Raw genomic sequence first — 12,277 nt, forward strand, 5'->3', positions numbered from 1 at the left:
GGCCGTGAGCGCCACGCTGGCCGAAATCTGCGCCGCCCTGGGCGGCGTTTTACATGGTGAGCCGGGCTTGTCGATCGACCGCCTGGCCTCGCTAGAGACCGCCGAGGCGGACTCGCTGTCCTTCGTCGCGCAGGCGCGCTATGCGTCGCAGATCGCAAGCACGCGTGCCGGCGCGCTGATCGTGCCGCCCGCGCTGCTGGAGCCGGCGCGCGCGCGCGGCGCTTGCATCGAGACGCCGGACGCCTACCTCTATTTCGCGCGCCTGACGCAATGGTGGAAGGCCAGGCGTGAGGCGGCCGAACAGGCCGATGCCGGCCCTGCGATTCACCCGAGCGCGCTGATTGATCCCACGGCGCGGTTGGGCGAAGGCGTGACGGTCGGGGCTTTTGCCGTGATCGAGGCCGGCGTGGTGGTGGAGCAGGGCGCGCGCATCGGCGCGCATTGCGTGCTCGAGCGCCGCGCCCAGGTCGGCGCGCGCACCCGTCTGAGCCCGCGCGTGACGCTGGGCCATGACTGCCGCATCGGTGCCGATGGCATCGTGCATGGTGGGGTCGTGATCGGCGCTGACGGTTTCGGCTTCGCGTTGCACCAGGGCGAGTGGATCAAGATCGAGCAGCTCGGTGCGGTGCGCATCGGCGACCGGGTCGAGATCGGCGCCAACAGCTGCATCGACCGCGGCGCGCTCGAGGACACCGTGCTCGAGGACGGCGTCAAGCTCGACAACCTGATCCAGATCGGGCACAACGTGCAGGTGGGCCGCAACACGGCCATGGCGGGTTGCGCTGGCGTTGCCGGCAGCGCCAGGATCGGTGCCAACTGCACGGTCGGCGGCGGCGCCGTCGTGCTCGGTCATCTGACGCTGGCGGACGGCGTGCATATCTCGGCCGCCTCGGTCGTGATGCGCTCGATCCATCAGCCCGGCCAGTACAGCGGCGTGTTCCCGATCGACGACAACCGCTCCTGGGAAAAGAACGCGGCCACGCTCAGGCAACTCCACAGCCTGCGCGACCGCATCAAAGCATTGGAAAAGACATCATGATGGACATCCACCAGATCCTCAAGCAACTCCCGCATCGCTATCCCTTCCTGCTCGTTGACCGCGTGCTCGAGATAGAAAAGGGCAAGTCCATCAAGGCGCTCAAGAACGTCAGCGTCAACGAGCCGCAGTTCACCGGCCATTTCCCGCACCGTCCGGTGTTTCCGGGCGTGCTGCAGCTCGAAGCCCTGGCCCAGGCCGCCGCGCTGCTGGCCTTCGACACCCTGGGCACCTCGCCCGACGACAACACGGTCTACTACTTCGCCGGCATCGATGGCGCGCGCTTCAAGCGTCCGGTCGAGCCGGGCGACCAGCTGATCCTCGAGGTCTCGCTCGAGCGCATGAAGGCCGGCATGTTCAAGTTCAAGGCCGTCAGCCGCGTCGATGGCGTGATCGCCTGCGAGGCCGATCTGATGTGCGCCATGCGCAAGATCGCCTGAACCGGGTGCACGCGTGAGCAACATCCACCCCAGCGCTGTGGTCGACCCGGCAGCCGAGCTCGACAGCTCGGTCACGGTCGGCCCCTACACGGTGATCGGTCCGCATGTCCGGATAGACGCCGGCACATCAATAGGTCCGCATTGCGTGATCGAGGGTCACACGACCATTGGTCGCGACAACCGGATTTTCCAGTTCACCTCGCTGGGCGCGATCAACCAGGACAAGAAGTACGCGGGCGAGCCCTGCGAACTGCTCATCGGTGACCGCAACACCATCCGCGAGTTCAGCACCTACCATATCGGCACGGTGCAAGGCGGTGGCGTGACCCGTCTGGGTAACGACAACTGGATGATGGCCTACACCCACCTGGCGCATGACTGCCTGGTGGGCAACCACACCATCTTCGCCAACAACGCGCAGATCGCGGGCCATGTGGTGGTCGGTGACTGGGTGATCCTGGGCGCCTACACCTGCGTGCACCAGTTCGTGCGCATCGGCGCCCACGGCATGACCGGCATGGGCACGGTGCTGCTGGCCGACCAGCCGCCGTTCGTGATGAGCGAAGGGCATCCGGCCGCCGCGCGCTCGATGAATTTCGAGGGCCTGCGCCGACGCGGCTTCAGCGCCGCACGCATTGCCGCCGTCAAGGCCATGCACAAGGCGCTGTATCGCGACAACCTGACGCTGGAGCAGGCCAAGGAGCGCATGACCGAGTTGCCGCAGCGCTTCGAGGGCTGCGAGGCCGATGTGCAGCTGATGCAGGTCTTCCTCGGTGGTCTGTCGGCGCAGCGCGGAATCGTGCGCTGATGGCGGCGGATCTGAGTGCTGCCACCGTCGCCCTGGTGGCCGGTGAAGCGTCCGGTGACCTGCTCGCAGCCCAGCTGCTGCGCGGGCTGCAGGCGCGCTGGCCGGGCCTGCAGGCGGTCGGCATCGGCGGGCCGCAGCTGGAAGCAGCCGGTTTCACCGCCTGGTGGCCGAGCGAGAAGCTGGCCGTGCGCGGCTATGTCGAGGTGCTGCGCCACTACCGCGAAATCGTCGGCATCCGCCGCCAGCTAAAAAACAGGCTGCTGGCCGACCAGCCGCGCTTGTTCATCGGCGTCGATGCGCCCGACTTCAACCTCGACCTGGAAGGCGATCTGCGCGCCGCGGGCGTCAAGACGGTGCATTTCGTCGCGCCCGCGGTCTGGGCCTGGCGGCCTGAGCGGGTCGAGCAGATCCGCCGCTGCGTCGACCATGTGCTGTGCATCTTCCCGTTCGAGCCCGAGCTGCTGGCGCGCCACGGCATTGCCGCCACCTATGTCGGCCATCCGCTGGCGCCGCTGATTGCGCTCGAGCCGGATCAGGCCAAGGCGCGCCTCGAGCTGGGCCTGGCGCCGGATGCGCGCGTGGTCGCGCTGCTGCCGGGCAGCCGCAGTGCCGAGATCGAGCATCTGCTGCCGCGTTTCCTGCAGGCCGCGCGCCTGATGCTGCGCGAGCAGCCCGGGCTGCGCTTCGTGCTGCCGGCGGTGCCGGCGCAGTTCGCGCGCATCGAACAGCTGGCCGCGCGCGCGGGCCTGGGCGCGGCGCTGCAGCTCACGCGCGGCGGCTCGCATGCGGCGCTGGCCGCCTGTGACGTCACGCTGATCGCCAGCGGCACTGCGACGCTGGAGGCCGCGCTGTTCAAGCGTCCGATGGTGATCGCCTACCACATGAACTGGTTGTCCTGGAAGCTGCATCAGCGCAAGATGCTGCAGCCCTGGGTCGGCCTGCCCAATATCCTGGCCGGCGAGTTCCTGGTGCCCGAACTGCTGCAGCAGGCCGCCACGCCGGCCGCGCTGGCACGCGAGACACTGGCCTGGCTCGCCGATGACCAGGCGACGCAGGCCAGGCGCGAGGCGCTGCGCCAGCGCTTTGTCAGCCTGCACCGCGAGCTCAGCCGCGACACGGTTCGACTGGCCAGCGATGCGATCGAGCAAGTCCTTGCCGCTTGAGCAGGTCGCCTTCGACTGGGAGACGCCCGCGCTGGTCGCCGGCGTGGACGAGGCCGGCCGTGGCCCGCTGGCCGGGCCGGTGGTCGCTGCGGCCGTGATCCTGGACGAGCGCCAGCCGATCGCCGGGCTGGCCGACTCCAAGAAGCTCAGCGCGGCGCGGCGCGAGGCGCTCTACGACGAGATCCGGGCCAAGGCGCTGTGCTGCTGCGTGGCGCAGGCCAGCGTCGAGGAGATCGACCGCCTCAACATCCTGCAGGCGACCCTGCTGGCAATGCAGCGTGCGGTCGCCGGCCTGCGCCTCAAGCCCGGCCTGGTGCTGGTCGACGGCAACCGGCTGCCGCTGCTCGAGATGCGGGCCGAGGCCATCGTCAAGGGCGACGCCAAGGTGGCAGCGATCTCGGCCGCCTCCATCCTGGCCAAGGTCACGCGCGACCGCGGCCTGGAGCTGCTCGACCAGCACTATCCGCAGTACGGCTTCGCCCGCCACAAGGGCTACGGCACCGCCGAGCACCTGCAGGCGCTGCGCCTGCATGGTCCCTGTCCCGAGCATCGCCGCAGCTTTGCCCCCGTGGCCCAGGCCGAGCGCAGTCCGCTCGGCATCAATCCCTTTCACGCCGTGGCGATTGCCACGCTGATCACATGAACCCCGAGATCATCAGCTCGCGCGACAACGCGTGGGTCAAGAAGTTGCGTGCGCTGGCACAGGATGGCGCGGCCTACCGCAAGCTGGGCCAGGTCTGGCTCGAGGGCGATCATCTGTGTCGCGCCTTGCTCGCGCGCGGCCTGCAGCCGCAGGCGGTGGTGCTGGCTCAGTCGGCGCAGGTCCAGGTGGCGCAATGGGGACTTGATCCGTCGGTGCGGCGCGTGGTGCTGGCTGACGGCCTGATGGCGCAGATCAGCTCGCTCGAGTCGCCGGCCGCGATGGGCTTCGTCCATGCGCTGCCCGCGGCCACGCCGCTCGAGCCGCAGCTGCCCAGTGTCGTGCTCGACCGGCTGCAGGACCCGGGCAATGTCGGCTCGATCCTGCGCAGCGCCGCGGCGATGGGCTTCAAGCAGGTGCTGGCGCTCAAGGGCACGGCGGCGCTGTGGTCGCCCAAGGTGCTGCGCGCCGGCATGGGGGCGCATTTTGCGCTGCAGCTGCGCGAGGGCCTGTCCGAGGCGGACCTTGAGGCGCTGCGGGTGCCGCTGCTGGCGACCAGCCCGCATCGGGGCGAATTCCTGCACCGCGCCGAGCTGCCCTGGCCCTGCGCCTGGCTGCTCGGCCATGAAGGGCAGGGCGTCAGTGATGCACTGCTGGCGCGCGCCGCCATGACGCTGCGCATCGTGCAGCCCGGCGGCGAGGAGTCGCTCAACGCGGCGGCAGCGGCGGCGGTCTGCCTGCACGCCAGCGCGGCCCGCATCGCCTGAGGGCGGCGGCTGGCAGCTGACAGCCAGCTGTCATGATGATCTGCTAAGACTTTTCCTGGCCTGGTTCAATCCATGGCCCCGGGGTATAATCGTCAGGTTTACCCTAACCTCGCGCACCTATCGGCAAGTCCTTGCCGGCCTCCCTGGAAAAGACGTCGTTGCACTCCCCGGGCATAGGTGCGTCCAAACTGGAGAATCCCGTGTTTACCGTCCCAGCAAAAGCCATCCTCGCGCTCGCAGACGGCACGGTCTTTATAGGCGCCTCCATCGGCGCCACCGGCCAGACCGTCGGTGAAGTGGTGTTCAACACCTCGATCACCGGCTATCAGGAAATCCTCACCGACCCCAGCTACCGCCAGCAGATCGTGACCCTCACGTATCCGCATATCGGCAACTACGGTGTCAACGAGGAAGACGTGGAGGCCAATGCCGTCCACGCCGCCGGCCTGATCATCAAAGACCTGCCCCTGCTCTCGTCCAATTTCCGCCAGACGCTGACCCTGGGCGACTACCTCAAGCGTGAAGGTACGGTGGCGATTGCCGACATCGATACCCGCAAGCTGACCCGCATCCTGCGCGAGAAGGGTGCCCAGAACGGCGCCATCATCGGTCTCGAAGCCGGTGTCGAGGTGACCGACGCGCTCAAGGCCCAGGCCGTGGCCGCGGCCCAGGCCGCCCCCAACATGAAGGGCCAGGACCTGGCCCAGGTCGTGACCACGCCGCAGCCCTATGTCTGGACCCAGACCGAGTGGAAGCTCGCGCGTGAAGACGGCACCCCGGGCTACGGCGAGCAGACCGCACCCCGTTTCCATGTGGTGGCCTATGACTTCGGCGTCAAGCTCAACATCCTGCGCATGCTGGCCTCGCGCGGCTGCAAGGTGACCGTGGTGCCGGCCAAGACGCCGGCAGCCGAAGTGCTCAAGCACAATCCGGACGGCATCTTCCTGTCCAACGGCCCGGGCGACCCGCAGCCCTGCGACTACGCGATTGCTGCCACGCAAGAGCTGATCGAGACCGGCATCCCGCTGTTCGGCATCTGCCTGGGACACCAGATCATGGCGCTGGCCTCGGGTGCCAAGACCTTCAAGATGGTCAACAGCCACCATGGCGCCAACCATCCGGTCAAGGACCTCGACACCGGTCGCGTCAGCATCACGAGCCAGAACCACGGTTTCGCCGTGGAAATGGATTCGCTGCCGGCCAACCTGCGCCCGACCCACATCAGCCTGTTTGACGGCACGCTGCAGGGCCTGGAGCGCACCGACCGCCCGGCCTTCTGCTTCCAGGGTCACCCGGAAGCCTCGCCCGGTCCGCACGACATCGCCTACCTGTTCGACCGCTTCACGGCACTGATGGAGCAACACAAAAATGCCTAAGCGCACAGACATCAAGAGCATCCTCATCATCGGCGCCGGTCCCATCGTGATCGGCCAGGCCTGCGAGTTCGACTATTCGGGCGTGCAGGCCTGCAAGGCGCTGCGCGAGGAGGGCTACAAGGTCATCCTGATCAACAGCAACCCGGCGACGATCATGACCGACCCGGCCACGGCCGACGTCACCTACATCGAGCCGATCACCTGGCAGACGGTCGAGAAGATCATCGCCAAGGAGCGTCCCGACGCGATCCTGCCGACCATGGGTGGCCAGACTGCGCTGAACTGCGCGCTCGACCTGTGGCATAACGGCGTGCTTGACAAGTACGAGGTCGAGCTGATCGGCGCCACGCCCGAGGCGATCGACAAGGCCGAGGACCGCCTGAAGTTCAAGGACGCGATGACCAAGATCGGCTTGGGCTCGGCGCGCTCCGGCATCGCTCACTCGATGGAAGAGGCCTGGGAAGTCCAGCGCAGTGTCGGCTTCCCGACCGTGATCCGCCCGAGCTTCACGCTCGGCGGCACCGGCGGCGGCATCGCCTACAACCCGGAAGAGTTCGAGATCATCTGCAAGCGCGGTCTGGAGGCTTCGCCGACCACCGAGCTGCTGATCGAGGAATCGCTGGTGGGCTGGAAAGAGTACGAGATGGAAGTGGTGCGCGACAAGGCGGACAACTGCATCATCGTCTGCTCGATCGAGAACCTGGACCCGATGGGCGTGCACACCGGCGACTCGATCACCGTGGCACCGGCGCAGACGCTGACCGACAAGGAATACCAGATCATGCGCAACGCCTCCTTGGCGGTGCTGCGCGAGATCGGTGTCGATACCGGTGGCTCCAACGTGCAGTTCTCGGTCAACCCGGCCGACGGCCGCATGATCGTGATCGAGATGAACCCGCGCGTCTCGCGTTCCTCGGCACTGGCATCGAAGGCCACCGGCTTCCCGATCGCCAAGGTCGCGGCCAAGCTGGCGGTCGGCTACACGCTCGACGAGCTCAAGAACGACATCACCGGCGGCGCGACCCCGGCCTCGTTCGAGCCCTCGATCGACTATGTCGTGACCAAGATCCCGCGCTTCGCGTTCGAGAAGTTCCCGACCGCCGACAACCGCCTGACGACCCAGATGAAGTCGGTCGGCGAAGTCATGGCCATGGGTCGCACCTTCCAGGAATCGTTCCAGAAGGCGCTGCGCGGGCTGGAAGTCGGCGTCGACGGCATGAACGAGAAGACCCAGGACCGCGAAGTCCTCGAGCGCGAGCTCGGCACGCCGGGTCCGGACCGGATCTGGTATGTGGGTGACGCCTTCGCGGCCGGCTGGTCGCTCGATGAGGTGTTCAACCTGACCAAGATCGACAAGTGGTTCCTGGTCCAGATCGAGGAGATCATCAAGATCGAGCTGCAGCTCGACCAGATCACCGCCGACAAGGGTGACGCCGCCCTGGCCTCGCTGAGCGCCGACACGCTGCGTACCCTGAAGAAGAAGGGTTTCAGCGACCGCCGCCTGGCCAAGCTGCTGAAAACCAGCGAGAAGGCCGTGCGCGACCAGCGTCGCAGCCTCAACGTGCGCCCGGTCTACAAGCGCGTCGACACCTGCGCCGCCGAGTTCGCGACCAACACCGCCTACATGTACTCGACCTACGAGGAAGAGTGCGAGGCGGCGCCGACCGACAAGAAGAAGATCATGGTGCTGGGTGGTGGTCCGAACCGGATCGGCCAGGGCATCGAGTTCGACTACTGCTGCGTCCACGCCGCCCTCGCCATGCGCGAAGACGGCTATGAGACCATCATGGTCAACTGCAACCCCGAGACCGTCTCGACCGACTACGACACCTCGGACCGCCTGTACTTCGAGCCGCTGACGCTGGAAGACGTGCTCGAGATCGTCGACAAGGAAAAGCCGGCCGGCGTGATCGTCCAGTACGGCGGCCAGACCCCGTTGAAGCTCGCGCTCGGCCTGGAAGCCGAAGGCGTGCCGATCATCGGCACCAGCCCCGACATGATCGATGCGGCCGAAGACCGCGAGCGCTTCCAGAAGCTGCTGCACGAGCTGGGCCTGCGCCAGCCGCCCAACGCCACCGCTCGCACCGAGCCCGAGGCGCTGGAAAAGGCCGCGGCACTGGGTTACCCGCTGGTGGTGCGCCCGAGCTATGTGCTGGGCGGCCGTGCGATGGAAATCGTGCACGAGCAGCGCGACCTCGAGCGCTACATGCGCGAGGCGGTCAAGGTCAGCAACGACAGCCCGGTGCTGCTCGACCGCTACCTGAACGACGCGATCGAGTGCGATGTCGACTGCCTGCGCGACCATGAGGGCCAGACCCTGATCGGCGGCGTGATGGAGCACATCGAGCAAGCCGGCGTGCACTCGGGCGACTCCGCCTGCTCGCTGCCGCCCTACAGCCTGTGCGCCGAGACCGTGGCCGAGATCAAGCGCCAGAGCGCCGCGATGGCGGCCTCGCTCAACGTGGTCGGCCTGATGAACGTGCAGTTCGCAGTCCAGAAGCAGAACGGCCTGGACGTGATCTACGTGCTGGAAGTCAACCCGCGTGCCTCGCGTACCGTGCCCTTCGTCTCGAAGGCGACCGGCATCCAGCTGGCCAAGGTGGCCGCGCGCTGCATGGCCGGCCAGACGCTGGCTGCTCAAGGCATCACCAAGGAAGTGACTCCGCCTTACTTCAGCGTCAAGGAAGCCGTGTTCCCGTTCGTGAAGTTCCCGGGCGTCGACACCATCCTCGGCCCCGAGATGAAGTCGACCGGCGAAGTCATGGGCGTGGGCAAGACCTTTGGCGAAGCCTTCGTCAAGAGCCAGCTCGGTGCCGGCACCAAGCTGCCGCGCGCCAGCGACGGCGTCAAGAAGGTCTTCCTGTCGGTCAAGCAGAACGACAAGGCACGCGCGGTCGGCATCGCCCGCGGCCTGGTCGAGCTCGGCTTCGAGGTCGTCGCGACCCGTGGCACCGCGGCCTCGATCAATGCCGAAGGCATCGCCTGCGGCGTGGTCAACAAGGTGGCCGAAGGCCGTCCCAACATCGTCGACATGATCAAGAACGGCGAGATCGCCATGGTCATCAACACGGTCGAGGAGCGCCGTAACGCGATCGTGGACTCGCGCTACATCCGCACCACCGCGCTGCTGAACCGTGTCACCACCTTCACGACCATTGCCGGCGCTGAAGCGGCGGTCGAGGGCATGAAGTACCTCGACAACCTGGCGGTCTACTCGGTGCAGGAACTGCACGCGCAACTGACGGCCTGATCCGGCGTCAGCCCCTCTGAGAAACCCCCCAGCCTGGAAACGGGCTGGGGGGTTTTTTCATGACTGCTCGCGGGATGTATCGGTTGCGGCAACAGGGAATTCGTATTGAAGAGGTAACTCCAGTTGCTAGGGTTTACCGCATGACGTCATCAATCTCCTCGTTGACAGAATTTGTCGCTCGCTAGAACCCGTTTCCTCCTGCCTGGTGAGAGTGATCCAAGGCACTCCGGCGCAGTCCGGAACCTGAGTCGAGCGGCTCATCCTTCCAACGCATACACCTCATGACCCATGACCCGATCGAATCCCTGCTCGACCAGATGACGCTCCAGGAGCAGGTCGCCCTGCTGTCGGGCGCCGATTTCTGGACCACGGTTCCCGTTCCGCGCCTGAACGTCCCCGCCGTCAAGGTCAGCGATGGCCCCAACGGCGCGCGTGGCGGCATCTTCAAGGACGGCCCCAGCACCGCCTGCTTCCCGGTCGGGATTGCGCTGGCCGCGACCTGGAATCCTGACTTGGTGCAGCAAGCCGGCGCTGCCCTGGGCCAGGAAGCCCTGCTCAAGGGCGCGCGCGTGCTGCTGGCGCCGACCGTCAACCTGCAGCGCACGGTGTTCAACGGCCGCAACTTCGAGTGCCATTCCGAGGACCCCTGGTTGTCGTCCGAGTTGGCCGTGGCCTATGTACGCGGGGTGCAGAGCCAGGGCGTGGCCGCCACCATCAAGCATTTTGTCGGCAACGAGAGCGAATACCAGCGCATGACCATGAGCTCGGACATCCCCGAGCGCGCCTTGCGCGAGCTCTATCTGCTGCCCTTCGAGCGCGCGGTCAAGGAAGCCGGGGTCTGGGCCGTGATGACCTCCTACAACCGCCTGGACGGCACTTTTGCCGCCGATCACCGCCGTCTGGTGACCCAGGTGCTGCGCGAGGAGTGGGGCTTCGACGGCCTGGTCATGACCGACTGGTTTGCCGGCCACGACACGGTCCAGAGCGTGCAGGCCGGCACCGACCTGGAAATGCCCGGTCCTGCGCGCGAACGCGGCGACAAGCTGGTCCAGGCGGTCAACGAGGGTCGGTTGTCGGCCCAGGCGGTGCGCGATTGCGCCCGCCGCGTGCTGCGGCTGATGCAGCGCGTCGGCAGCTTTCAGGATCCGGTCATACCGGCCGAGCGTGCCGATGACCTGCCCGCGCACCGGGCCCTGATCCGCGAGCTCGGCGCACAAGGCTGCGTGCTGCTGAAGAACGAATGCCGCACCTTGCCGCTGGAGAAAACGCCCGGCGCCCGCGTCGCCCTGATCGGGCAAGCGGCGCGGGTGCCGCAGATCATGGGCGGAGGCAGTGCCACCGTGAACGCCCATTACCGGATCGCGCCGATCGACGCGTTGCGCGCACAGTGGCCGCAAGCCAGCTTCACCCATTCGGTCGGGGCCGACATCCACCGCTGGGTGCCGGTGCTGCACGCGCCCGTGACCTTCGAGTATTTCGATTCGCCCGATCTCGCCGGCCCGGTGGTGCAGGTCCAGCAGGTCGACAGCACCGAGCAGATGTGGACCGAGCATAGGCCCGAGGGAGTGACCGGTCAGCATTTCTCGGCCCGTGCCAGGCTGGACTATGTGGCGCAGCAGTCCGGCTGCTACCAGTTCTCGCTGATCAGCGCCGGACGCAGTCGCGCCTTCATCAACGGCCAGCTCGCGGTCGATGCCTGGAGTGGCTGGAGCCGCGGCGAAACCTATTTCACCTTTGGCTGCGACGAGGTCGTGCACGCGCGCGACCTGCAGGCCGGGCAGCGCTGCCAGATCACGATCGAATACAGCAGCGCCACCCCCGAGCCGATTCCGCTGCGCGCCCTGCGCTTTGGCGCGCATCGGGTCCTGGGCGAGCCGGATATCGCCGCGGCGGTGCAGGCCGCAAGCGATGCCGATCTGGCCGTGGTGTTTGCCGGCTTGAATGCCGAATGGGACAACGAAGGGCTGGACCGCAACAGCTTGGAGTTGCCGCAGCGTCAGAACGATCTGATTGCCCGCGTTGCCGCCGCCAATCCGCGCACCGTGGTGGTGTTGCAGACCGGCTCGCCGGTGACACTGCCTTGGCTGGACGCCGTGCCCGCCGTGCTGCAGGCCTGGTATCCCGGCCAGGAATGCGGCAACTCGATCGCCGACGTCCTGCTTGGCGCTGCCGAGCCCGGTGGCCGCCTGACCCAGACCTGGCCGCTGCGCGAGTCAGACAGCGTGGCATTCGGCCAGCCCCTCAATTACCCGGGACAGGACGGCCATGTGCGTTACGACGAGGGGCTGTTCATCGGCTACCGCCATTACCAGCAGCGCGGCCTGCAGACCCTGTTCCCGTTTGGCCATGGCCTGTCCTACACCGAGTTCGAGTACGGCCCGCTGCGCGGCCTGCCCAGCCGGTTCAAGGCCGGCGATTCGATCACCGTCGAAGTACCGGTGCGCAATACCGGTCGTCGCGCCGGCCAGGCCGTGGTGCAGCTGTATGTGCAGGACGAAGCCTGCAGCGTGGCGCGCCCGCCGCGCGAACTCAAGGGCTTTGCCAAGCTCCAGCTCGAAGCCGGCGAATCGTGCCTGGTGCGCCTGACGCTGACTATGCGCGCCTTTGCCTTCTTCGACGACCGCCGCGCCGCCTGGGTCGCCGAGGCCGGTCGCTTCCAGTTGCAAGCCGGGGTGTCGGTGGATCAGATCATGGCTGCGGCCACGGTCGAGCTTGAGGAGGACTGGATCGAGCCTGCTTGAGGCATAATTCTGTCCATTGCACCGCCGACCGGCAACGATCGGCGGTTTCTCTTTGT

9 protein-coding genes are annotated in these 12,277 nt (G+C 67.0%); all 9 read left to right on the forward strand.

Translation table 11 applies throughout. From position 1 onward, the window contains the following. Positions 1 to 4: 4 nt before the first annotated feature. Positions 5 to 1,039, forward strand: a complete 1,035-nt coding sequence (gene lpxD, locus C6P61_RS00095; RefSeq protein WP_105727888.1) for a UDP-3-O-(3-hydroxymyristoyl)glucosamine N-acyltransferase — start codon at positions 5 to 7, stop codon at positions 1,037 to 1,039. Then, entirely contained in the window at positions 1,036 to 1,476 is a 441-nt protein-coding gene (fabZ, locus tag C6P61_RS00100; RefSeq protein WP_105727889.1) for a 3-hydroxyacyl-ACP dehydratase FabZ, read from the forward strand. The genes lpxD and fabZ overlap by 4 nt, the downstream gene beginning before the upstream one ends. A 13-nt stretch (positions 1,477 to 1,489) precedes the next feature. Next, positions 1,490 to 2,284 (forward strand): acyl-ACP--UDP-N-acetylglucosamine O-acyltransferase, encoded by a 795-nt coding sequence (gene lpxA / locus C6P61_RS00105; protein WP_105727890.1) that lies wholly within the window; start codon positions 1,490 to 1,492, stop codon positions 2,282 to 2,284. Further along, a complete protein-coding gene (gene lpxB, locus C6P61_RS00110) occupies positions 2,284 to 3,447 on the forward strand; it encodes a lipid-A-disaccharide synthase (RefSeq protein WP_211296895.1) in 1,164 nt (387 codons plus the stop codon). The genes lpxA and lpxB overlap by 1 nt, the downstream gene beginning before the upstream one ends. After that, complete coding sequence (rnhB, locus tag C6P61_RS00115) at positions 3,419 to 4,090, forward strand: ribonuclease HII (protein WP_105727891.1); 672 nt, start codon at positions 3,419 to 3,421, stop codon at positions 4,088 to 4,090. The genes lpxB and rnhB overlap by 29 nt, the downstream gene beginning before the upstream one ends. Further along, on the forward strand, positions 4,087 to 4,854 hold the full coding sequence (locus C6P61_RS00120) for a TrmH family RNA methyltransferase (RefSeq protein WP_105727892.1): 768 nt from the start codon (positions 4,087 to 4,089) through the stop codon (positions 4,852 to 4,854). Before rnhB ends, C6P61_RS00120 begins: the two co-directional genes overlap by 4 nt. A 200-nt stretch (positions 4,855 to 5,054) precedes the next feature. Next, positions 5,055 to 6,230, forward strand: a complete 1,176-nt coding sequence (carA, locus tag C6P61_RS00125) for a glutamine-hydrolyzing carbamoyl-phosphate synthase small subunit (protein ID WP_105727893.1) — start codon at positions 5,055 to 5,057, stop codon at positions 6,228 to 6,230. Continuing rightward, positions 6,223 to 9,480: a carbamoyl-phosphate synthase large subunit gene (gene carB, locus C6P61_RS00130; protein WP_105727894.1), complete on the forward strand. Its 3,258-nt coding sequence runs from the start codon at positions 6,223 to 6,225 to the stop codon at positions 9,478 to 9,480. The genes carA and carB overlap by 8 nt, the downstream gene beginning before the upstream one ends. 281 nt (positions 9,481 to 9,761) lie before the next feature. After that, the gene (locus tag C6P61_RS00135; RefSeq protein WP_105727895.1) at positions 9,762 to 12,221 is read left to right on the forward strand and encodes a glycoside hydrolase family 3 C-terminal domain-containing protein; all 2,460 of its coding nucleotides are present in this window, start codon (positions 9,762 to 9,764) and stop codon (positions 12,219 to 12,221) included. Positions 12,222 to 12,277 lie beyond the last annotated feature (56 nt).

The sequence above is a fragment of the Malikia spinosa genome (genome assembly GCF_002980625.1).
Lineage (GTDB): Bacteria > Pseudomonadota > Gammaproteobacteria > Burkholderiales > Burkholderiaceae_C > Malikia > Malikia spinosa.

Coding starts and splice junctions, on each gene's coding strand:
- fabZ (WP_105727889.1), top strand. CDS start 1,036: ATGATGGACATCCACCAGATCCTCAAGCAACTCCCGCATCGCTATCCC.
- lpxB (WP_211296895.1), top strand. CDS start 2,284: ATGGCGGCGGATCTGAGTGCTGCCACCGTCGCCCTGGTGGCCGGTGAA.
- rnhB (WP_105727891.1), top strand. CDS start 3,419: ATGCGATCGAGCAAGTCCTTGCCGCTTGAGCAGGTCGCCTTCGACTGG.
- C6P61_RS00120 (WP_105727892.1), top strand. CDS start 4,087: ATGAACCCCGAGATCATCAGCTCGCGCGACAACGCGTGGGTCAAGAAG.
- carB (WP_105727894.1), top strand. CDS start 6,223: ATGCCTAAGCGCACAGACATCAAGAGCATCCTCATCATCGGCGCCGGT.
- C6P61_RS00135 (WP_105727895.1), top strand. CDS start 9,762: ATGACCCATGACCCGATCGAATCCCTGCTCGACCAGATGACGCTCCAG.